This window comes from Bacillus sp. 01N45 (genome assembly GCF_056399205.1).
In genome coordinates, this window is the sequence record NZ_JBFTQW010000008.1 from 21,471 (window position 1) to 42,842 (window position 21,372).

The following is a 21,372-nucleotide window of genomic DNA, read 5'->3' on the forward strand; positions in this document are numbered from 1 at the left end:
ATAAGGCCGATCATATTGTAATCTTTTTAAATTTTAGGAGGCATTACCATGACATTAACAGGTAAAGTAAAATGGTTTAACAGCGAAAAAGGTTTCGGTTTCATCGAAGTTGCAGACGGTAACGACGTATTCGTTCACTTCTCAGCTATCACTGGCGACGGCTTCAAGTCTCTTGACGAAGGTCAAGAAGTTAGCTTCGAAGTTGAAGACGGTAACCGTGGACCTCAAGCTAAAAACGTTGTAAAGCTATAATTCAAACAATAAAAAGGTTGTTACCAGCTCGGTTAACAACCTTTTTAATATATAACTAAAATTTTTTACATAAAAGGAGTGGTTATATGTATCGCAATCGAAAGAACGATGTAGCTGAAGTACCACCAGAACAAACCCCTGTCTGGGAATGTGAATCAGAGGATTGTTTAGGATGGATGAGAAAGAATTTTTCATTTGAAGAAGAGCCTAAATGCCCTTTATGTAAAAGTAGCATGAAAAGCGGAGAACGTTTATTACCTAAAATAGGTTAATTTTTACTTACCCCCTCTTTTATAAGAGGGGGTTTTTATTATAAATTTATATCCTCTACATCCGTTCGAACTATAGAATACAATAGTGCATCATGTTGCTTATTTCCTTGATGAATATAGCCACGTAATAACCCTTCCTTATGAAAGCCTATTTTAGATAACATTTTACAAGAAGTAACATTTTCAGGGTATGTAATAGCTCCAATTCTAAATAAGCCTAAATCTCGAAATCCATAATGAATAATTTCTCGAGCCGCTTCTGACGCATAACCATTCCCCCAATAACGAGGATGTAAGTCATATCCAATTTCAGATCGTTTACTCCATAGTTGTAAATTATTTAATCCAATTGTACCCACTAAAGTATTTGTTTCTTTTAATACAATCCCCCATCGTATTGCCTTTTTCTCAAAGTAATTTTTTGAAAAAGATTCAATCATACGTGAAGCTTGTCCAAACTCCGTAAAAGAATTCATACCGTAATAACACGTTACTTCATCCAATGAAAAGATTTCATATATTTTTTGACAATAAGATTGTTCTATTTCAACTAAACGCAAACGTTCTGTTTCTAATATAGGAAACGCCACAGGATCACTCCTTTCTTTCTACTCATTCATTATAGCAGAAAAAGTATTTATAATTAGGAAAGTCCTCAATGTCCCATTTATCAAATATTTCTAGAGAAGCTTATCCTCTTAATTCAATACAAACTAAAAATAACCCTTCTTGCTTTTGCATGATTAGAAAAAATAAAGAGGTGATCAAAATACTATGATCACCTCTTTATGCTCTATTTATTTGCAACTAATGCCCAAGAGCTGTTTGTCTCCAGTTTACACTTAAAAAACCAGTTTCTCTAAGTAGTGTATCTAACTCATTAACAAAAGGATACAATCACATTCCCTACTCTTACCTTTATTTATAAAAATTAATTGTATTATTTTCATTTTCACCACTCCGTCTTATAATTTCGATTCCGTGCTCACTTTTCCCTTCTAAAACACACCCCTGATCCATACATTTATGGTAAAATGTAGTTAACGTTATGTTTTTCTGTGGAGGTGTAAATGTTCTATGTATATATTCATCGGCTTATCCCTCTTACTCATATTACTCATATTTTTATTTGCAAAAAAGTTCGCCCCAAATTCATTCATGATGACTAGTTTTAAAGGTAATAGCTTTATGACATTTTCAATCGGCATGTTAATCGCTTCCACTCTTTCGCTTTCATATGGAATCTATCACGCAGCAACCTATCAACCTAAACATTTAGATATCACGTTACAAAATCAAAACTTTACTGTTTTCGGTAATGTTGGGGAGCTTGGATATTTCTCAGAAGAGTTACTAAAAAAAGATACAGCAGTTGAATTACATTTTGCCTCTTGGGAAACAATTCAATTAAATAATCCAGAAATAATAGTAAAATACCCTTCAGGTAAACAAGAATCATGGAAACCGAACATAACATCACTTCCAGCCAATAAATTAAAAGAGAAACATGGCATAAAAGAGCTTTATCAACTCTCATCATATTCATTTAAAGAATCTGGGAACATAGCATTAACGATTACTGAGAATAATATAACTAATAAAAAAATCTCAATTCAAGTGAAATAAATAAAACGTCCCTCCAATATACTGGAGGGACATTTTATTTATATATGTATTCTATTTTGACTGTTTCTTTAATGTTGCAATTATTTCATTTGCAGTGTTCTTCCCATTTCCAATACACGCACCAATTCCGACACCGTAATATGAAGCTCCAGCTAAATATACATTAGGATAAAGATCCGTCATTTTTTCTTGTAATATTTGAACAGCTTGATTATGTTCTAAATGATATTTCGGCATTAAATCTTTCCAATTTGTAACTTCAACTACTTCTGGTTTCCCTTTAATTCCCAGACTCTTTTCAATATCATATAAAGCGACTTGTACCAATTCTTCTTCACTATAATTTTTAATCGTTGCATATACTGGATTTGTACTCTTATAAAACATTCTTACTAATAGCTTTTGTTTTCCCGATGTATGCTTCCACTTCCGGCTTGTCCATGTACACGCATCACAATGTAAATCACTGTTTTCCGTTACGATAAATCCTGTGCCGTCCGCCGGTAATTGTTCATCAAGTATATCAAATCCTAAGTAAATACTTATAAGAGATGAGTTTTTAAATGTATGAAACTGCTCGTTTAACTCATTAGACCGTAATAAAGTTTCTGCGATATCATGCGGAGCTGCTAAAACAACATAATCAGCTTGGATTGATTCATGATTTGCAAAGGAGATTTCATAGCGATCACCTTGTTTCCTTACAGCAGTCGTTACAGCACCTTTCTTAACGACTGTCTCAGTCAGCATTTCTTCTAAACGATCAATAATCGTAGATAGTCCACCTTTAAATGATACGAACTTTTTGTTTCCTGCTGATTGAAACTGTTTTTTATTCTCTTCAAAACCTTTAATAATACTTCCATATTTATTTTTATAATCCAGTAAATACGGTAATGTCGATGCCATAGTAAGTTCATTCAATTTACCGGAATATACTCCTGAAAGCACCGGAGCAATTTGTCTTTCCACTAACTCTTTCCCTAAAAAGCTTTCTAAAAATACAGCAAGTGAAGTATCTTTTGTAAACTCTTTATTTTTCGTTATAAAATCTTTTAAAGCAACAATTTTCCCTTTCGTTGATACTAGCGTACTGCTAAACAATGACTCCACACTCATCGGTATCCCAAATATAGTGTCAGATGGAATTGGGTGTAAAGTATTATCAGAATGTATGTAAGAAATACCCGTTTCGTTATATACCATTTCTTCTTCTAAATTCAAATCTTTTACAAGCGGCATAACATGTTCATTACGAGCAACGATAGAATCCGCTCCTGATTCCATAATAAAATCCTTTTCTTCTACACTATGGATTTTACCACCTAAGTACTCTTCTTTTTCTACAAGGATTAAATTTAAATCGATATTATTATCCTTTTTTAATTTTTCTAAATAAAACATAGTAGAAAGTCCCGTTATACCTCCACCGATAACAACAACTGTTTTCATATGTACTGCGCTCCTAACCGATACAATTAATAATTCCTTTATTATTATACCCAAAAGTCCTTATATTCGACTAGCAGCTTGTGCATTCTGTAAGAAATTAGACAATATATTCGAATATATTTCTGGTTGATCGTTATGCACTAAATGACCAGCAAACGGAATAACAGCAATATAAATATTATCGTTTAATTGTTTGAACATTGTAGTAGCTGTAACTTCATCTTCTGCATCTCCCCCAGCAATACAAAGTGTAGGTATTTGAAGATTAGCTACATCACCTGTTTCATCAAATGGGTACCAATCTTTAACTTGCCACGATTCAAGTAATGCTTTCCAGTCACTTTTCTCATGAATTTCATTCATATACGTTATAACTTCTTTATTTTCCATCAATTCCTGATGACACTTTGCTTCATACTCCTGAGACTCTTCCCAATTTTCTCTTAACCGGAAAAATACCTGAAAAAGTTAATGTTCTCACTTTATCTGGATATTTTTTTGCAAATAATAAAGCGACTAATCCTCCTAGTGAAACACCAGCTATATGACATCTATCAATTTGTAAATGTACTAACGTATCATGTAAATCCTTTACAGATCGTAGGAAATAATTCTCCAACGTCCCCCCTGATCTTCCATGTCCTCTTAAATCAGGACGAATGATTTGATAGTTTTTTTCTCGAAAAAATGCTACCTGCTCTTCATACTCTACTAAACCTGTCATACCACCAGAGTGTAAAAGCATAATTGGTTCCCCTTCGCCTGAAATGTGCGTATGTAATATCATATATCTCCCTCCTTCAAAACAGAATATTCTATCTATTATCAGTATATAGAATATACATCTGAATTTCCAAATAAAAAAGAACTATAACATTTTCAAATCATGCCATAGTTCTTTTTATTTTAAAAACATAAAGTAATTAATCAATTTGTCTATTTCTTGACTTAATGCCAATACTTTTTCATGTTGAATTCCGTAATCCGATACTAAATATAAAAGTTCTTCTTTCTTTATTTCAATGACTTTTTCCAATTTCACTAATTCCATGTCGTTTTACTTCTCTCTCCAATACTAAAATATATGTATTTTAGTATAGCCTATTTACATAATTAGTAAAAGTAAAATAAGCATGTAAAATCTTACAAATAAAAAAATAATATACCTATCAACAAAAAATTTTAAATTTAACCCTTTATACAGATCATTAGACTTCATTATGTATTAATAACAAATCGGAATTTCTCTAATGTAATATCTTTATATTCTGGAGCTCTCTTTATATGATCAAAATAACTATATGAGAATTTAAAAACATGCCCGAAATCCCAATCAAACGCACTATAGTCTTTTAGCCAAAATTGATTTTCTGTTGGTAATACATAAGCACGTTTTGATTCGATTAAAGGTAAACGATCTATAGGTGAGTGCAAGTTAATTTCAGTATTCGGCATAAGATATTGACTAGCACGTAACACGTATACTAGTTTTAACAGTGGACGTATCCCTCGTTGGAATATATCTCTATGCCCTAAATCATACATAATATTAATTGCATGAGAAAAAGTAAGCAAATGACCAATTAAATCATGATGCGCTTCCGCTCTATAAATAATATTAAATTGCGAGAGCTCCTTTAAAATAAACTTAGATAATTGTTTCGGATTTTTGAATTCACTTTCTATCTCATCGTTTATACTTAATTGTTTTACTTCCTTCGTCGTAAAACCAATCCACGATCTACCAGGAATTGTTTTTCGAAACGATAATATAAGGTTAGTAATTCCCTCAATTGCTTGATTATTCCCCCATTTTTGTAACTCTTTCATAGCTAATAAACTTAATGCAGCATAAATGACATTATGCCCCACCCAATGAAGTTCATCAATTGTATGCTCCATTGATTTTATAATCAGTTTTTCAGCACTTTGAAAATCAATTTCTTTTTTACTATCGATGATTTCACCTAAGTTTTGATTGTTCAACATCATTTTTGTTTGAGAATACATACTACGATTTATCTCTTCTTCCATATTGTTATCTTTCATAAAAAAATAACTAGCAATTGCAGCTGCTCCGAAATGCGCATGCCAAATATCATTTGTTTGTTTTTTACACTGAGAAATAATTGAAAGACCCTCTCTTAAAACAGTTTTATTTTCCATCTATTTTTCCCCCGTAATAAAAATCACTTAATACTCATCCTAAAGATGGTGTCAATACAAATAAAATATGATTGGATTCATCACTTTTATTCAAAAAGCGATGTTTCACATTTGGCGGAATACGTACAACATCGCCTTCTTCTAAAAAATATTCTTTTCCTTCTAACTCCACATACACTTCTCCTTTCATAACAACAGCAATCTCTTCTTTATCTTCATGTGAATAGTGACTTTCCGTTGTGTTTGCTTGTTTATTTAAATCCATTATTAACATTTCAATTCGTGCTTTCATAAAATCCGGTGTTAATACATCATATACAATGTGATCATTGTTCTCCCGATACACTTTTTTTCGATCTTTTTTCTTAGAAATGAGTGAATCTGTATCAATCTCATTAATAAAAAGTGTAAATAGCGGTACATTTAATGCTTTCGCAATTAATTCCAATACACTTAAAGAAGGATTCGCATATCCTCGTTCAATTTGACTAATTAGTGAAGTACTAATTCCTGCATAATCAGCAAATTCACGAATTGTCATATTATTTTTCTTACGATAACTTAATACAGTTTGTCCGAGTCTATCATGTATCATAGTAAAACCTTCCTTTCGTTCATCATATTGCATGTTTCGTTGTCTTTGTGCTGACATAGTAAACAAAGGCAAATAATCCTTTCCTATCGCCTTAAGGACTTATATACTTACCTTTGTACATTATATCGTATTTAGTTCATTATAATAAACAATCTATCGGAGGGACAAACTGTGAAATCACCTATTCTTTCATATTGCATCTTATTTTTCGGCGTATTCGCCCTATCAACTTCAGCAATTTTCGTAAAATTGGCAGATGCTCCTGCGGCTATCATTGCTTTTTACCGTTTATTTTTTGCTGCACTGATTCTATTACCGTTATTACTATTTAATAAAAATAATCGAAACGAGCTAAAAACAGTAACAAACAGACAATGGGGATTCGGATTCATATCCGGGCTATTTTTAGCTGCACATTATGTACTATGGTTTGAATCATTACAATATACTTCTGTAGCGAGTTCTACAGTTATCGTAACGTTACAACCTTTATTTTCAATGATTGGTGGTTACTTTCTATTTAAAGAGAGATTTACGAAAGGAGCGGTCATTGGTTGCCTCATCGCTATTTCAGGAAGTATCGTCATCGGATGGCAAGACTTCCAAATTAGTGGAGAAGCTTTATACGGGGACATTTTAGCCTTTATTGCGGCCGGAATTATTACCACTTACTTTTTCATTAGCCAACATGTTCGTAAAGATTTATCACTTATACCGTATTCGGTAATTAGTTATGGAAGTAGCGCCTGTTTTCTCGGTATTTTTTCCTACATGCAGCAAGAATCTTTCATCCATTACTCTACACAAACTTGGTTGTGCTTTATCGGCTTAGCATTTATTGCTACAATTTTAGGGCAAACAGTTTTTAATTGGTTATTAAAATGGATGAGTGCTACTGTAATCTCTATGAGTATTTTAGGAGAAACGATTGGAACTTGTATACTAGCGTACTTTATATTAAATGAGACCATTTCTTTACAACAAGGGCTAGGCATTACATTTATTTTTATTGGTTTAGCATTATTCTTATTACAACCAAAACTACCGAATCACAACTAACAAATAAAAAAGCATGACATTAATTTGTCATGCTTTTCACTATTCATTATGTACAATTAAACCATCAGGTCTAAAACGACTCATCATAATTTCATTAATAAACTTTCCGTGAGCCTTCAAATTCCCTACTTTTATTCCCTCTTCTACAAATCCAAATTTTTCATATAGCGATTTCGCTTTCGGATTCGTTTCTAAAACACCAAGCTCTACTCGCTCTAACATTAACCAATTATCAGCTAAATCAAGCATTTTTGTAAGAAGTGTTTTCCCAATGCCTTTATTATGATATTCACTATCTACCCCCATAAACAAATCCCCCGAATGAGATCTACGTCCTGGGCTTTGGGTTAATCCAACAAATCCAACAACTTTTCCATCATACTCTGCAACAAATTCAAATTGATTTGGCGCTAAATTACGAATTCTATTTTCCATCGCATCTACACGCATACTAGGTAAGAAAACCATATAAGGTAATACATCATCTTGTATGCATATACGATGAATTGCTCTAGCATCTTGTATTTCTACCGCTCTTAGTTTGATCTCCATATTTTCTCCCCTCCATATTCATAACAATACATTATTCATTCTAGACCCCCGGGTGAAACCCCTTCTCTTCTATATTTCTTTATGTTATTTTTACATAATCATTTCAGTATAACATCCAATTTTTGAACAACTTATCCTTATCTACAATTTAGTTAACTTTTTACTCTATTATATAACTCCAGCAGATTTTCAATTGGAATACCATTTATTTTCATACCAGTTATATCACAATTTTCTATTTCCATATTTTTCAGATTACTATTACTTATCGCACTACCTTCCAAATCACATCTATTAAATGAAATAGGATGTTTACCTTCTCCAAGGTTTGTATCTTTAAAATGAACTCCACCTAAAGTCACAAAAGAAAATTTACTACCGGAAAGATTTAAATCGGCATATAAAGAACTTTTAAAATTTATATTTCTAAACTTTGATTGACTCACATTACAATTACTCATCTTCATATTCATCATATTGCTACCAACAAAGGAACTGTTTTTTAAATTCACTTGATAATACTCTGTATTTGCTAGATTACAGTTTTCATATTGGCTATTTTTCATATCATTATTTTTAATCAGGTTCTCTTTAGCTGACTCTACAGTTATTCTTTTTACATAACAATACTCATCTTCAGATTTAAAAATTATTTCATAGCCCATTTTTTCATAAAAATGATGATTATTAAGTTGTCTACTGGATGTTTCGAGATCCCAAACCCTTATGCTTGGATATTCCACTTCAATTGATTTAATAACATGTGATCCAATTCCTTTTCCTTGATAATCAGGATCTACAAAAATACGATCAATTCGACCGTATGACTTACCAGAAATCGTAACTATAATTCCTCCGATTATTTTGTCATCCACTATTACCTTAAAAGAATCCAGTTCTTCGATTGAATATCTCATCATTTCAACTGAAGAATAGCCTGGTGGTTGGATGTTATAGTCAATGACATCACCTTGACCGCATAGCCATCGTTTTGCTTCTTCATCAAATGTTCTTGTCATTATTTCTGTTAACTTTTCAGCATCTAAAATTGTAGCTTTTTCTATAGATATTATTATCATTTTTGTTTTCTCCTTCATTGTTACAAGATAATAAGTTTTGCGAACCGTATAGTTATAAAATAAAGAAAATTAAAATTAATAACTTCATTTACTATTAAACTACAAATCAACCTATATTTTCCACTGTTACTTAGCATTAATGAATAAAAAAGAGACCATGCTATATAAACATGTTCTCCTCTTTTATTCATTTTCAATTGTGTATAATTAAAAATTAGATACTACTTTAGCCACTCGTTGCAACTATTACTTAACTCCTGTAAATCCTCTATAAATCGACTCGCATGATATCCATCACAAACCGAATGATGAATTTGTAATGAAACTGGTAGCATAACCTTATTTTCTTCATTAAAATATTTCCCACAAGTTATAATTGGTAATAGAAAATCACCATCATTATTAATATTAAGATTAAATCCAGTAAAACTAGCCCAAGGTATGCTAGAAATAGGAAAAACATTTGGCGGAACATTTTCTTTTGTGAAGAGACCATGAACACCAGCATAGCACCTCATATCCTCTTCATAGTTTTTATAGAAAATGTGAAAATCATTAGAATAATCCGTCCATATACTTGAAAAAGATTTATCATCTTTATGGAAGATTGTATAACTTGGTATCATTTCCTCCCAATATCCTAAAACTCCTTCATCGTTAAAACATGTTCGAAATTCTTTATGATTATTTATTACTCTAGAAATTAAATATATAAAAACGGGATAAAATTTTATTCCTTTTTGATGTAATTCCTTTAATAACCTCGTAATATCAACATTCACAGTCATACTAAACGTACATTTCAACTTTAAATAATGTTCAAAATACTGCTCTCTATTCCAATTTTCTCTGTCAATTATATAAAACTTCATTGTAATAGCCTCCTAAAAATTTTTTATTTTAGAAGGCTAACTTTCTTGTTTTCACCAAACCTGTTCACTCCTAATAGTTAAAGTTTTTATTTAATTATATAACATCTACAAAAATTCATTCACATATTTATTGAAATCCAACCACATACTATTAATAAATCAACTGACGTTTGGAGGATTCAAACATGAATGACAAAAATGTAAATAAAAAAGATAATGCTATCGCAAACAATACACCTATTCAAAATAATAATACTGTAAACCTTAATGTAGAAGAACAAGCAATGAACGGCTTATATGGAATGCCAGAAACTGCTATTGAAGATGCTGATCATGCTGTAACTGATGATTTGACTTCAAAAAATTAATAAAATACATAGAAGAAAGCCAAGGAAAATATCCTTGGCTTTCTTAACTATGCATCCACCTTTTGTACTTCTTCACTCTTTCTTGAAAGCTTTCCTGGCCAAAAAGCAAAGCGACCTAGAACAACTGTAATTGCTGGTACAAGTAATGGTCTAACAATAAATGTATCTAGTAGTACACCAATTGCAGTTACAATACCAAATTGAACAAGAACTTGAATTGGAAGTGTACCTAACACTGCAAAAGTTCCTGCTAAAATTAAACCTGCGGATGTAATGACACTACCTGTTTGTATAACGCCATTTTTTATAGCATCCAAGTGATTTTGTGTCTTTCTGTTTTTCCATATTTCTGAAACCATAAAGATATTATAATCTTCACCTAAAGCAACCAGAAATACGAATGCATACAACGGTATCGCACCTTGAATGGCCGGCGCTCCCATACCATAATGAAGCAATAGCCACCCTGCTCCTAGTGCCGAGAAGAACGATAATACAACAGTTACAATTAAATAAATCATCGCGACAATTGATCGTAAGTAAACAAGTAATAATAAAGCTATAATACTAATCATTACTGGAATGATAACTGCTTCATCACGTTCCGTAATTTGCTTTGTATCATATAATGATGCTGTTTCTCCGCCAATCCATAGTTGATCTTCTGCATTACTAATCCCAGCATCTTTTAATACTTTTTCTACACTACTTTTCAATTTAGGGATTTGATCTAACGCTTCAATTGAGTATGGATTTTCAGCTAAAGAAACCTCATACATTTGTATTTGCTTATTTTCTTTACCCTCTTTTGGGTCTTTTACTGTATTTACAAAAGAAAATCCCTCTAGTTCTTCTTTAATAGGAAGCTCTTTTCCTTTCGTATCAACAACAACTTTTACTGGTGCTAGTTCTCCAGCTGAAAAATGATCACTAATTAACGTAAACCCTTCACGTGAAGGCATATCTTTTGGAAACGATTCTAATAAGTCATATGTGTATTGAATACGTGGTACAAATGAAGCCAATCCACCTAAAACAAATACAGTGAGCATAATTATTGTCCACGGTCTTCGTACTACGACATCTCCAAGTTTTTTACTAAAAGCACCTTTTGATTTTTTAACTTTTACAACTTTCTTTTTCTTTCTTACCCATTCCTCATTCATTGAAGTTGTTCTCGGTATAAATGGGAAGAATGCAGTTCTACCGAAAATTAATAATAACGCTGGTAAAATTGTTAAAGCAGCAATTCCCATTATGAATACAGCAACACTAAATGGTACCGCAAATCGATGAAAGGCACCGTAATGAGCGAGTAATAATGTTCCTAATCCAAGTACAACAGTTAACGCACTCATTATAATTGCTCCGCCAGAAGCTTTAATTGCAAGTTGCAATGCTTTATATTTACTTTCTTCCTCTAGCAAGTACTCCCTATATCTCGAAATTAAAAATAGACAATAGTCCGTTCCAGCACCAAACAATAATACTGTCATAATTGATATCGCTTGGGCATCTACTTTAATCCATCCGTGATCAGCTAAAAAACCAAGTGTAGGACTAATAATACCGTATGCAAAGCCCACAACAAGTAAAGGTAAAATTGCTAAAATTGGTGAACGATACAGTAAAATTAATAAGACTAATACGAGTAGTACAGTAGCAACTAACAGCTTCACATCAGCTTGACTAAATAAGCTAACCGCATCAGTTTGAATACCTACAGGTCCAGATAATCGAACATGTAAACCAGATTCACTTATTTTTTGTTTAAATGGATCTTCCTTCACCTTACTATTTACTATCTTTCTTAAATCTTCAAGATTTCCTTTTAATATATCTGTTCCGGCAGATTTATTAAAGAATACCGGTGTGACAAATGATGTACCATCTTTTGATGCGCTTTTTGATAATACTTGTTCTGGTATTGTATCAAATGGTGGTAACGTTGATTGTTCTTTTAAAGGACTGGCCTTTAATTCTTTATAAACGTCTTGTATGAGTTTATAATCCTGTGACTGTAATCCATCATCTTTATACCATACTACTAACAAAGGATTCCCTGCATTATTCGGAAACTCGTTTTTCATTAGTGCTTCCGCTTGCTGCGACATAGCTGTTTCAGGTAAATTTTTCGGATTCGGTTCTTTCGTACTGTTTACTTGTGGCAATGTAAATGAAAGTAATAATGTAATAAGAATCCAAACCGATAAAGTTATCCACTGCGTATGCTTCCCTGCTACAAGCCTCCCTAACATATGTAACGGGTGCTTTTTCATAAAAACCCCACCTTCCTTTTTTCCTCTAACATTAATTATATATACTGGTCGGTTAATTAATCAAGAATGAATAAAACTTTGTGTTATAATTATCTCAACAATACATGTCAGGAGCGAATGGATTTGGAACAAAAACAACGTCCTCTCGGAAGGCCTCGTCAAAATAAAAATACAAAGTCTACAAAAGAAACCATTTTGGAAGTTGCAACTCGGCTATTTCTTACTCAAAATTATCAAGTCGTTTCCATGGATGAAGTTGCAAAAGTTTGTGGTGTTACGAAAGCAACCGTCTACTATTACTATTCAACAAAAGCAGATTTATTTACCGCTACTATGATTCAAATGATGATACGTATACGCGAGAATATGTCTCAAATCCTTTCTACAAATAAGACTTTAAAAGAAAGATTATTGGACTTCGCTAAAGTCTACTTACACGCAACGATGGATATTGATATGAAGAATTTTATGAAAGATGCAAAACTATCATTATCTGAAGAACAATTGAAAGAATTAAAAGACGCTGAAGACAACATGTATGAAGTATTAGAAAAAGCACTCGATAACGCAATGCAAATTGGAGAAATCCCAAAAGGAAATGCTACATTTGCTGCTTACGCTTTCGTTTCTTTATTATCAATGGGAAATTTTAAGGATGAGAGCCATAATGATATTCCTTCAAATATAGATAACTTAGCAAAAGAAATCGTTTCTTTTTATTGGAACGGGTTAGGTCATTAATATTAAATAGATTTTCTTGAATAAAAGAGCATGTTCGAATTTTTTTCAAACATGCTCTTTTATTTATTTACTATTAATTAGATTATACTTCAGCTCAGTTTAACAAAAAATTCCTCTTCAACTTTTACAAATTTTGAATTTGAATCTTTATATTCTCCTTACTTAATCCCCCATGGTAACAAACTACCGATTCAATATCAAGATTTGAATACCTCTTCAAAGACTGCTGTGCTTCCTTAACATTTAAAGTTGTTGGGACGTGAATTCCTCCTAACTGTCCATTCACACTATACATCGAGTCTCCTGCAATAAGGGTTTTACTTTGTTTCAAATATAAACTAATATGACCTGGAGTGTGTCCTGGGGTATGTAGAATTAGTATCCCACCGCAATACGGAAGTTCTTGCCCATCAATCACAATATCACTCACTTTTCCTTTTGGTGGATTCTTTACTTGTTCATCCTTCAGTAAAGGAAACTCTCCTTCAATATAAGGTTTATCTAGCTCGTGCGCATAAACTTTAATATCACTTACACCATTCTCCAATAAATCAGGAAGGCTACCTATATGATCTATATCCTGATGTGTCAAAATCACAACTTTTAGCTTATCAAAAGATACTCCAACTCTCTCCATCTCTATTTGTATATCTTCAAATTGTCCAGGTAAACCAGTATCTATTAACACTGCCATTTCATCATCCCATAAAAGAATTGGGTGAATAATAAAGTGAAACTTTAATCAGTGGGGGTTTTCTTCATCCCCAACTGATTATTAGTTGAACCAATCGGACTTTTATGGGCAGTTGATCCCCCACCTAAATTCTTTGCTTTCGTTGAATTTTGAGGTGGGGGTCTTACTGCCCATTAAAGCGGGATAAATTCTTGAAACTCAAGTTGTAACATTTCTACCCCTTTAGCAATCTCCATATAGTCAGTCTCCTTTATGATGAAGTTTGAAAATATGCACAAGTACATCGGAAATATAAAGCCACACTATCTTTTATTAGGTTTTGTCATCCCAATAGAGAATACCTCAAACCCTTTAGATTCATAATAAGATTGCAATTTTTCCACACACATAAGTTGAGGAATAACCTTATTTAGTTCACAGTGCTGGATTAATCGTTCTACGATTTCTTTTCCAATACCAATGGACTGATAATCTTGCAATACACATATACCACAAATAACGCCTGTTATTACACCATCTGATATAATACGCCCCATCCCTACTAATTTCTTATCATCAAAAGCATAAATTGCATACCAACTTTGTTTACACATTTGTTCCAATTCATTGAGCGTTAATTTAAGAGAATTCCATCCTAAAGATTCATATAACGCTAATAATCCATTGAAATCTGTTGGGTGTTCAATTGTGTAATTTATACTATTATTCATGTAAATACTCCTTATCCTATCGTTTGTTTGTATTTCATAAAATTACCTTTAACAAACTTCCATAAGAACAAAATAACTCCTTCTCAACATAAAATAAAAAGAAGTTAACCTCACATCAGTTAACTTCTTTTATATAAATCTATCATTATTTTATCAACCAAAAATCATACAACTGCAGACGATAAGAACAAACAAAACTAATAAACTATTTGAGAAATAACCCATAGAATACTACCCCTTTATTTCATTATGTAAAAGATTTTAACATAAAATTATTTACAACATAATAACTGAAAAAGACATTGCATGCGTTAGTTATATATGTTTAGTAATATTTTATTTTTGGTCATATTCTTCTTGCCTAAAGCCACTTCTTATACTCCAATACTTAAGTTCATATAACCTCAAAACAATATAAATAAAGAAGACCTCGACATATCGATGTCTTCTTTTCAACTATGCTAATTGCTAACTCATGTTTTTTATTGAATAGATATAAAACCTTTACAAACAGGGCATATAAGTAAGGCATTCTCTACTACATAAATATTTAATCAGATCATTAACACCTTTCCTTTATATTCTTTAAATCTCACCCTCAGTTATTTTAATAGATTTCTTATTTGAAAAAAGATTTTTAAAAATTCCTATCCCTATAATTAATAGACCTATACCAACTAATTTATTTATTTGTAATGGAATGCTCTCCATTCCAAATAATCCAAATGTATCAATGCATAACGCAACTACTAATTGAGTTATGAGACTAATGAGCACCGTATACGCTGGACCTAAACTCTTTATTGCACCCATTATACAAATAATTAATCCGATACCAAACAACCCACTTACATAAAACAAATAATTTGTAGTGTAAAAATTAACGCTTATACTTTTCTCTGTAATGATATAAAATAGCACTGAACTTATAAGACCTATTCCAAGAACACATGTAGTTGTTAACCACTGCCCTACATTTTCATTCACTTTCGTATTAAAAACAGATTGTAAGCTAATTAATATTCCTGCTAATATAGCTAAAGTAAATCCAATCAAAATCTTCCTCTCCCTTTCATTACTCATAAATATTATCTTTAGCAACTTCCTTCATTTTAAAAAAGTCTTTAATTACAATAACTCCATTTCTCTTTTCAATTAATTTTTCTTTATAAAATTTTTGTAACACCCGAATTACGTGCCGATTACTTACTCCTATAAAATCCGCAATACTTGATATCGAAGTTGCATCCAAATCTTTTTTATACATATTCCCGTTACTATCAGTAGAAATAGAAAGTAAATAACTAGCTACACGTACTTCTACTGGATAAAGTAAATTAAGTGCTGTAAAACGAGTCGATATTTTTAATGTGTTTGCAATGTTTTCAAGCAAGAAGTTCATAAATATAGGATCATGTAATAACTTATTTCTAATTACAGCATGAGAAATAGAGATGGCTATAACATCTGAACAAGCTTCAACGACATTATGCGCTTTGCTATTTTGTATTAATTCAATATCGCCAACAACCGCCAATGGATTGATAAAACGAAGGATCAGTTTCTTTCCCTCTGGTGTAATCGTATAAACTTTTACTTTACCTTTAACAACAAAATATAAACGATCCATTGCGTCATCTATATTGCAAATAAGCTCGCCTTTTTCAAAATGATTTACTTGAAAATAAGCTGTATCTATCTCTGAAAAAATTTCAAGCATTTTATTAGTTTTCAAATAATGGATAATTAAATCTGATCTATTCTCCATTTTCATTTCCTCCTTTCATTTACATATTAAATACAACAATACCTATAATCATTACTATTGTTCCCACAATATGATATCTCTCCATCTGTATCTTTTTTATTTGAAATAATCCCTTCATTTCAATTAGAGTTGCTGTTAATAATTGAGCAACCATAAGTGTTCCAGCTGTTAATGTAACTCCCATTGCATGTATCGCTACTGTTTCTGCACAAATAATTAATCCGCCAAGTGCACCAGCTACTAAATATATTTTTTTCACATCCTTTAAATCCGCTATTTTCTCTTCTTTCTTTAACAAAAATATTGTTGTTGCAATAATGAATCCAATTAAATGCGTAATAATACTTGTCGACCATATACCGATATGTGAACTAAGTTTTGCATTAAATGTACCTTGAAGTGTAATAAATACGCCAGCTAAAATAGCAAATACAACGCCTTTCAAAAAATCATCTCCTAATCTTCTATTTCTGACTTAATTAAAAGCTATAATCCTATAAAGGCAAAAGGACAAATGTCACATCAATATGAAAATAGCTACAAATGAACAATAAAAAACACAACTCAAAATATTTGAGATGTGTTTTTTATTGTTTTATCGTTATATAATATTTTAATATTTATAACTACGCTATATTAACAGGTTTATTCTTCATAACAAACTTTCCAAATAAGAAACGCACAAGTGGCCCCATAATAATTAATTGTAATGGATACGCCAAAATGAAATTTTTAATGAAAATTGAAAAATACATCGATACAAATGAGTCTCCTTGTAGTCCACCATGTAAATACATCATAGCCATTCCGTAAAAAGACATAAAGAAAACCATTCCAATTACCATAGCTGTCGCCATCGCAACTATAATATTTATTTTCTTCGATTTATCAAACGGTAACATGAATACAAGTTTTTTCGTACAAGGTCCAACGATACATATTTCAATTAATAATGCAATAATGAATCCAATTATTAGTTCTAATGCGATCTCCTTAATATGAATTGGCCCTCCTGCTCCATTCAGTAATAAATTATAAAACGTCATTACAATAACCATCCCAAGGCACATCATCATACCAAATTGGAGGTTTTCCTTTCTTGTTGTTGGCAATTTCTATCATCCTTTCTGTTTAAGTCTTTGTCATTATATCGATTATGGAAACCTCTTCGTAAGTGAACATTTTGTGAACAAATTTAAAGCGTTATCATATATTCACTATACTTTCTGATCAAATTCTCACTCTTACTTATAAAGGTTTTATATATTTCAATGTTGAATTACTAAATTTAACATTGAAATACATTACTACTAGGAGGATAACCATGAATGACATAGAATTTTACGTATACCACATCGTTACAAGGGAAAAAATGAATATTGGACAAATCATTCATTTCGATAAAAATCAAACGAATACCCTCTTTCATTTCTTTTTTGAAAGGGAACATTTGAATTCTAACGGTGAAGATCCCATGCAAATTTTAAAAGAACATTATACAAATGAAGAATTACATATAAATAATGAAAATGCTAAAGTAGTTATGAATTATATGAATCAAACAATTAGAGCCGTTAGAGAAACGATTGTAGAAATGGTAAGACTACAAGAATTCCCTGAATACCCTTCAAGATTATCTTGTTTATATGCTGCAAAGAGCTATGAAGATACTTTAAAATGGAAAGCATTATTTGATTCTTACAATCGAGAAGTTTTGCAGATTGTTAAACTACGAGTAATTGGAAATTGTTTTGAAAGTGACGGAAATCTTTTACCGAAAGAAGATGGTATTCCTTTCTCTCAAAAAATTGAACAAGCAAGAGAGTATTGGAAAGGAAACGTTAGTAATGAACTTCCTGAGTTACTGATCAATGGAAAAATTGAAGTGGTGGAAATTATTGATGATTTTTCCGCAATTCATATTTAATTCCTAACTAAATCATATAGGATGGAGATTATAATGATGAAAAAAGTGTACTTCAATCATGATGGTGGTGTAGATGATTTAATTTCATTATTTTTATTACTCCAGATGGATAATGTCAAACTTACAGGTGTTTCAGTTATCCCTGCAGATTGCTATTTAGAACCAGCAATGTCTGCGAGTAGCAAAATTATTGATCGCTTCGGCAAAGGAAATATTGAAGTAGCCGCATCAAATTCCCGTGCAAAAAATCCATTTCCAAAAGAGTGGCGGATGCATGCATTTTATGTAGATGCTTTACCCATTTTAAATGAGTCTGGAAAAGTTGTAACACCCGTAGCAGAAAAACCTGCACATCATCATTTAATTGAAACCCTACTACAAACTGAAGAGAAAACAACTTTATTATTTACAGGGCCTCTTACCGATTTAGCGCGTGCACTATATGAAGCACCTGTAATCGAGGGGAAAATTGAGCGCCTTGTTTGGATGGGAGGAACATTTCGTACTGCCGGCAATGTACATGAACCAGAACATGATGGAACAGCTGAGTGGAATTCGTTTTGGGATCCTGAAGCAGTAGCTCGTGTGTGGGAATCAAAAATTAAAATCGACTTAGTAACGCTAGAAAGTACAAACCAAGTTCCATTAACTATAGACATACGTGAAAGTTGGGCAAAAGAGCGTAAATATATTGATGTTGATTTTCTTGGTCAATGCTATGCAATGGTTCCTCCCCTCGTTCATTTCTCAACTAACTCTACTTACTATTTGTGGGATGTATTGACTGCTGCCTTTATCGGGAAATCTGACCTTGCAAAATTACAAACAATTAATAGTATTATTCATACATATGGACCTAGCCAGGGGCGTACAGTGGAAACTGTTGACGGACGACCTGTAAATGTAGTATATGATGTAAACCACAATGGATTTTTTAACTATATAACTGAATTAGCGAAGAAAGCTTCCACTTGAACCACTATCTATATGAAAAATAAATAGAATGGCATTATTTTAGACGATAAACCCCATATTTAGAATTTGTTTGAAACTACATATTTAACTATTGAAAAGAGTATTGAATTAACTTTCAATACTCTTTTTATGCAGTTTAATTATATTTGATTAGTGTAGTGTCTTACTGATTATTCATTTCATAACCATTTACAAAAAACGTAATTGTTTCTAATTCATCTTCATTTAATTCTCTATTTACGTCTCGTTTATACGCTGTCTTTATGTTTTCTTCATCGCCTTTATGAATTTCTGTATAAGTTCCTACTGTTTTTAACAAATGCATTTCTTGTAAAAACTCATCCTGACTTATAGCTGTCCCATGAGAAAGAATATAAGTTTCAGCATCAAATGCCTCCAACTCTTCTATTAATTTAAACGTTCGTTTCATCGAATAGTTCCACTTTGAAGAGAAGATATCTGCATATATACAGTCTCCTAAAAATAAAATCTTTTCTTCTTTCACGTAAATAACAACTGAATCATGTGCATGATCTCCGCCGACATGTTTTAACACGCATGTCACTTCACCAAGGTCTAATTCAATTTGATCCTGGAACGTTAAGGTCGGAGGAATAATTTTAATATTTCTCGCTTTTTCTTCAAACTCTTTTTTAATACAATCTGCACAAAATGCAATTTCAGTACCATCTTTTACGCGTGCGTCCAACGCTTCATCTGTCCATTCATAAGATACTAGTGGCTGCATTTCTTTCTTCGTTTCTGCATGCGCAATAGTTAATGCATCTTGTAGTACAGGCAACCCAAAAATATGATCCCAGTGCCAATGCGTTAATGCTACGAAATCAGGACTTGATACATTCTGTTCTTTTAGCATTTCTAAAAATAATTGTGCATGTTCTTCTGAATTCCCTGCATCAATCATTAAAGTTTTTTCTTGTCCAACGACCATTCCTAATATAGGTCTATCTGTTTCAGAAACAGGTGTCATATACCAAAATGAGTTTCCTATTTTTTTAATTTGCTGCATAATTAGCTCCTCCATTTATTAATAATCAGTTTAAACAAATATATGTATGCCACTTGATAGATTATAGCTAGTGTTATTGAAATCTTTATCCAGCGAAAAACGGGATAATTATCAAAGGACAGAATAGATTATCGTTTTAGTTCCAATTTTTTTCGTTTCTATAATGTTCTCTTTCTATTGGTGATAACATTTTTGCAATGTTAGGACGTTTGAATGGAGATAATAAAATTTCATCAAAATAATCTTCTTTATAATATACATTCCAAGGTATAAGTCCATAATATGCATTTGCTAACTCAAGAAGAGTACCATCACTATAACTCATCGAGCCAGCAACACCAAGTCCGCTATGTTGCCAAGGAATTTCGTCTATATTAATCCTAATATCTATATTCCCTACTACCTTCCAATCACCCTTGTCTAATGAACTTGAAAGCAATGTTAGTATAGAGATAAAAGGATGATTTGAAATCTTTTCTACAGCTGGGATAGTCTCAGTATTCAAATTAAATAATCCACAAACCGGACTACCATATGACTTCCGTAATACCTGCCCAAATACATATGTATCATCTCTAAGATTCAGTAAAAATATGTCTCCCGCTTTCCACTTTTGCTTTTTAGGACGTTTGTGAGAAAGGAGTTTGTGTCCTGCTTCTGTAATTTCTACTTCTGAAATCGTTTCATTTATTAATCCATTAATAATTACAGCAATCTTAAGTATAGTAAATGCATTCGTTGTACGAATTACTACCTCACTAGAATCTTGACTAAAATCAATACGCTTGTATAAATCTTTTTCTATTTCATTTCTAAGTATTTTACGAAACTGTTTTAATGCATCATAGTTTGTTTCAACTTTTAATATCTCTGCCAAGTCCTCCGTAATAAAAAAATATGAGGTTGTAGCATCTGGAAGAAAAATATCTATTTTACCTAATGAGACAATCATGTA

25 protein-coding genes and 1 pseudogene are annotated in these 21,372 nt (G+C 32.0%); 8 read left to right on the plus strand and 18 right to left on the minus strand.

What is annotated here, in order from left to right; genetic code table 11:
- The first annotated feature begins 48 nt into the window (after positions 1-48).
- Together cspD and AC1DMU_RS18960 are read left to right on the plus strand one after the other, a co-directional pair.
- Positions 49-252: a cold-shock protein CspD gene (gene cspD / locus AC1DMU_RS18955; protein ID WP_000176365.1), complete on the plus strand. Its 204-nt coding sequence runs from the start codon at positions 49-51 to the stop codon at positions 250-252.
- An 86-nt stretch (positions 253-338) separates the two neighbouring features.
- Entirely contained in the window at positions 339-524 is a 186-nt protein-coding gene (locus AC1DMU_RS18960; protein ID WP_000286202.1) for a cold-shock protein, read from the plus strand.
- A gap of 38 nt (positions 525-562) precedes the next feature.
- Here the strand turns inward: AC1DMU_RS18960 and AC1DMU_RS18965 are convergent, their stop codons facing one another.
- Complete coding sequence (locus AC1DMU_RS18965; protein WP_046954301.1) at positions 563-1,114, minus strand: GNAT family N-acetyltransferase; 552 nt, start codon at positions 1,112-1,114, stop codon at positions 563-565.
- A 487-nt stretch (positions 1,115-1,601) separates the two neighbouring features.
- Between AC1DMU_RS18965 and AC1DMU_RS18970 the strand changes: the two genes are divergently transcribed.
- Entirely contained in the window at positions 1,602-2,150 is a 549-nt protein-coding gene (locus tag AC1DMU_RS18970) for a hypothetical protein (RefSeq protein ID WP_088063338.1), read from the plus strand.
- 51 nt (positions 2,151-2,201) lie between these two features.
- On the opposite strand, the gene AC1DMU_RS18975 is transcribed toward AC1DMU_RS18970, so the two are convergent.
- The 5 genes and pseudogenes from AC1DMU_RS18975 to AC1DMU_RS18995 form a co-directional block, all read right to left on the minus strand.
- Positions 2,202-3,602: a protoporphyrinogen oxidase gene (locus tag AC1DMU_RS18975; protein ID WP_088063337.1), complete on the minus strand. Its 1,401-nt coding sequence runs from the start codon at positions 3,600-3,602 to the stop codon at positions 2,202-2,204.
- A gap of 60 nt (positions 3,603-3,662) precedes the next feature.
- A pseudogene (locus AC1DMU_RS18980) lies at positions 3,663-4,389 on the minus strand (alpha/beta fold hydrolase).
- A 114-nt stretch (positions 4,390-4,503) separates the two neighbouring features.
- Positions 4,504-4,653 carry an aspartyl-phosphate phosphatase Spo0E family protein gene (locus AC1DMU_RS18985; RefSeq protein WP_000424361.1) on the minus strand — a complete coding sequence of 50 codons (150 nt, stop codon included), beginning with the start codon at positions 4,651-4,653 and terminating at the stop codon, positions 4,504-4,506.
- Between the two features lie 167 nt (positions 4,654-4,820).
- Entirely contained in the window at positions 4,821-5,768 is a 948-nt protein-coding gene (locus AC1DMU_RS18990; RefSeq protein ID WP_088063336.1) for a hypothetical protein, read from the minus strand.
- A gap of 34 nt (positions 5,769-5,802) precedes the next feature.
- A complete protein-coding gene (locus tag AC1DMU_RS18995; RefSeq protein ID WP_000581036.1) occupies positions 5,803-6,363 on the minus strand; it encodes a helix-turn-helix domain-containing protein in 561 nt (186 codons plus the stop codon).
- Between the two features lie 171 nt (positions 6,364-6,534).
- On the opposite strand from AC1DMU_RS18995, the gene AC1DMU_RS19000 reads away from it, so the two are divergent.
- Entirely contained in the window at positions 6,535-7,422 is an 888-nt protein-coding gene (locus AC1DMU_RS19000) for a DMT family transporter (protein ID WP_088063335.1), read from the plus strand.
- A 39-nt stretch (positions 7,423-7,461) separates the two neighbouring features.
- Here AC1DMU_RS19000 and AC1DMU_RS19005 read toward each other — a convergent pair whose 3' ends face one another.
- From AC1DMU_RS19005 to catA, 3 genes are all read right to left on the minus strand, one after another.
- The gene (locus AC1DMU_RS19005) at positions 7,462-7,974 is read right to left on the minus strand and encodes a GNAT family N-acetyltransferase (RefSeq protein ID WP_088063334.1); all 513 of its coding nucleotides are present in this window, start codon (positions 7,972-7,974) and stop codon (positions 7,462-7,464) included.
- Between the two features lie 152 nt (positions 7,975-8,126).
- On the minus strand, positions 8,127-9,053 hold the full coding sequence (locus tag AC1DMU_RS19010; RefSeq protein WP_088063333.1) for a GNAT family N-acetyltransferase: 927 nt from the start codon (positions 9,051-9,053) through the stop codon (positions 8,127-8,129).
- A 221-nt stretch (positions 9,054-9,274) separates the two neighbouring features.
- Positions 9,275-9,925 carry a type A chloramphenicol O-acetyltransferase gene (catA, locus tag AC1DMU_RS19015; RefSeq protein ID WP_088063332.1) on the minus strand — a complete coding sequence of 217 codons (651 nt, stop codon included), beginning with the start codon at positions 9,923-9,925 and terminating at the stop codon, positions 9,275-9,277.
- A 185-nt stretch (positions 9,926-10,110) separates the two neighbouring features.
- On the opposite strand from catA, the gene AC1DMU_RS19020 reads away from it, so the two are divergent.
- Complete coding sequence (locus AC1DMU_RS19020) at positions 10,111-10,293, plus strand: DUF4021 domain-containing protein (protein WP_000998381.1); 183 nt, start codon at positions 10,111-10,113, stop codon at positions 10,291-10,293.
- 47 nt (positions 10,294-10,340) lie between these two features.
- On the opposite strand, the gene AC1DMU_RS19025 is transcribed toward AC1DMU_RS19020, so the two are convergent.
- The gene (locus tag AC1DMU_RS19025) at positions 10,341-12,572 is read right to left on the minus strand and encodes an MMPL family transporter (RefSeq protein WP_088063331.1); all 2,232 of its coding nucleotides are present in this window, start codon (positions 12,570-12,572) and stop codon (positions 10,341-10,343) included.
- Positions 12,573-12,689: 117 nt separating this feature from the next.
- Here AC1DMU_RS19025 and AC1DMU_RS19030 point away from each other — a divergent pair, with 117 nt between their 5' ends.
- Entirely contained in the window at positions 12,690-13,313 is a 624-nt protein-coding gene (locus tag AC1DMU_RS19030; RefSeq protein WP_088063330.1) for a TetR/AcrR family transcriptional regulator, read from the plus strand.
- Positions 13,314-13,437: 124 nt separating this feature from the next.
- On the opposite strand, the gene AC1DMU_RS19035 is transcribed toward AC1DMU_RS19030, so the two are convergent.
- The 6 genes from AC1DMU_RS19035 to AC1DMU_RS19060 all read right to left on the minus strand — a co-directional run bounded on the left by AC1DMU_RS19035 (position 13,438) and on the right by AC1DMU_RS19060 (position 17,597).
- The gene (locus AC1DMU_RS19035) at positions 13,438-14,040 is read right to left on the minus strand and encodes an MBL fold metallo-hydrolase (protein WP_252196041.1); all 603 of its coding nucleotides are present in this window, start codon (positions 14,038-14,040) and stop codon (positions 13,438-13,440) included.
- Positions 14,041-14,309: 269 nt separating this feature from the next.
- On the minus strand, positions 14,310-14,717 hold the full coding sequence (locus AC1DMU_RS19040; protein WP_088063328.1) for a GNAT family N-acetyltransferase: 408 nt from the start codon (positions 14,715-14,717) through the stop codon (positions 14,310-14,312).
- A 585-nt stretch (positions 14,718-15,302) separates the two neighbouring features.
- On the minus strand, positions 15,303-15,773 hold the full coding sequence (locus tag AC1DMU_RS19045) for a DMT family transporter (RefSeq protein ID WP_088063425.1): 471 nt from the start codon (positions 15,771-15,773) through the stop codon (positions 15,303-15,305).
- A 19-nt stretch (positions 15,774-15,792) separates the two neighbouring features.
- Positions 15,793-16,485 (minus strand): Crp/Fnr family transcriptional regulator, encoded by a 693-nt coding sequence (locus tag AC1DMU_RS19050; protein ID WP_142291729.1) that lies wholly within the window; start codon positions 16,483-16,485, stop codon positions 15,793-15,795.
- Positions 16,486-16,504: 19 nt separating this feature from the next.
- Positions 16,505-16,930, minus strand: coding sequence for a DMT family transporter (locus AC1DMU_RS19055; RefSeq protein ID WP_060488717.1), 426 nt, complete (start codon positions 16,928-16,930; stop codon positions 16,505-16,507).
- A gap of 181 nt (positions 16,931-17,111) precedes the next feature.
- A complete protein-coding gene (locus tag AC1DMU_RS19060; protein ID WP_088063326.1) occupies positions 17,112-17,597 on the minus strand; it encodes a DUF2798 domain-containing protein in 486 nt (161 codons plus the stop codon).
- Positions 17,598-17,809: 212 nt separating this feature from the next.
- Between AC1DMU_RS19060 and AC1DMU_RS19065 the strand changes: the two genes are divergently transcribed.
- A complete protein-coding gene (locus AC1DMU_RS19065; RefSeq protein ID WP_088063325.1) occupies positions 17,810-18,412 on the plus strand; it encodes a DUF2441 domain-containing protein in 603 nt (200 codons plus the stop codon).
- Between the two features lie 33 nt (positions 18,413-18,445).
- A complete protein-coding gene (locus AC1DMU_RS19070) occupies positions 18,446-19,387 on the plus strand; it encodes a nucleoside hydrolase (protein WP_476941545.1) in 942 nt (313 codons plus the stop codon).
- Between the two features lie 163 nt (positions 19,388-19,550).
- Here AC1DMU_RS19070 and AC1DMU_RS19075 read toward each other — a convergent pair whose 3' ends face one another.
- Entirely contained in the window at positions 19,551-20,417 is an 867-nt protein-coding gene (locus AC1DMU_RS19075; RefSeq protein WP_088063323.1) for an MBL fold metallo-hydrolase, read from the minus strand.
- Positions 20,418-20,553: 136 nt separating this feature from the next.
- The gene (locus AC1DMU_RS19080; RefSeq protein WP_106383287.1) at positions 20,554-21,369 is read right to left on the minus strand and encodes an Imm26 family immunity protein; all 816 of its coding nucleotides are present in this window, start codon (positions 21,367-21,369) and stop codon (positions 20,554-20,556) included.
- Positions 21,370-21,372: the final 3 nt, after the last annotated feature.

Bases quoted from the DNA above. Each gene is read 5' to 3' on its own strand.
- cspD (WP_000176365.1), top strand. From the start codon at position 49: ATGACATTAACAGGTAAAGTAAAATGGTTTAACAGCGAAAAAGGTTTC.
- AC1DMU_RS18960 (WP_000286202.1), top strand. From the start codon at position 339: ATGTATCGCAATCGAAAGAACGATGTAGCTGAAGTACCACCAGAACAA.
- AC1DMU_RS18970 (WP_088063338.1), top strand. From the start codon at position 1,602: ATGTATATATTCATCGGCTTATCCCTCTTACTCATATTACTCATATTT.
- AC1DMU_RS18975 (WP_088063337.1), bottom strand. From the start codon at position 3,602: ATGAAAACAGTTGTTGTTATCGGTGGAGGTATAACGGGACTTTCTACT.
- AC1DMU_RS18985 (WP_000424361.1), bottom strand. From the start codon at position 4,653: ATGGAATTAGTGAAATTGGAAAAAGTCATTGAAATAAAGAAAGAAGAA.
- AC1DMU_RS18990 (WP_088063336.1), bottom strand. From the start codon at position 5,768: ATGGAAAATAAAACTGTTTTAAGAGAGGGTCTTTCAATTATTTCTCAG.
- AC1DMU_RS18995 (WP_000581036.1), bottom strand. From the start codon at position 6,363: ATGATACATGATAGACTCGGACAAACTGTATTAAGTTATCGTAAGAAA.
- AC1DMU_RS19005 (WP_088063334.1), bottom strand. From the start codon at position 7,974: ATGGAGATCAAACTAAGAGCGGTAGAAATACAAGATGCTAGAGCAATT.
- AC1DMU_RS19010 (WP_088063333.1), bottom strand. From the start codon at position 9,053: ATGATAATAATATCTATAGAAAAAGCTACAATTTTAGATGCTGAAAAG.
- catA (WP_088063332.1), bottom strand. From the start codon at position 9,925: ATGAAGTTTTATATAATTGACAGAGAAAATTGGAATAGAGAGCAGTAT.
- AC1DMU_RS19020 (WP_000998381.1), top strand. From the start codon at position 10,111: ATGAATGACAAAAATGTAAATAAAAAAGATAATGCTATCGCAAACAAT.
- AC1DMU_RS19025 (WP_088063331.1), bottom strand. From the start codon at position 12,572: ATGAAAAAGCACCCGTTACATATGTTAGGGAGGCTTGTAGCAGGGAAG.
- AC1DMU_RS19030 (WP_088063330.1), top strand. From the start codon at position 12,690: ATGGATTTGGAACAAAAACAACGTCCTCTCGGAAGGCCTCGTCAAAAT.
- AC1DMU_RS19040 (WP_088063328.1), bottom strand. From the start codon at position 14,717: ATGAATAATAGTATAAATTACACAATTGAACACCCAACAGATTTCAAT.
- AC1DMU_RS19050 (WP_142291729.1), bottom strand. From the start codon at position 16,485: ATGGAGAATAGATCAGATTTAATTATCCATTATTTGAAAACTAATAAA.
- AC1DMU_RS19065 (WP_088063325.1), top strand. From the start codon at position 17,810: ATGAATGACATAGAATTTTACGTATACCACATCGTTACAAGGGAAAAA.
- AC1DMU_RS19070 (WP_476941545.1), top strand. From the start codon at position 18,446: ATGATGAAAAAAGTGTACTTCAATCATGATGGTGGTGTAGATGATTTA.
- AC1DMU_RS19075 (WP_088063323.1), bottom strand. From the start codon at position 20,417: ATGCAGCAAATTAAAAAAATAGGAAACTCATTTTGGTATATGACACCT.
- AC1DMU_RS19080 (WP_106383287.1), bottom strand. From the start codon at position 21,369: ATGATTGTCTCATTAGGTAAAATAGATATTTTTCTTCCAGATGCTACA.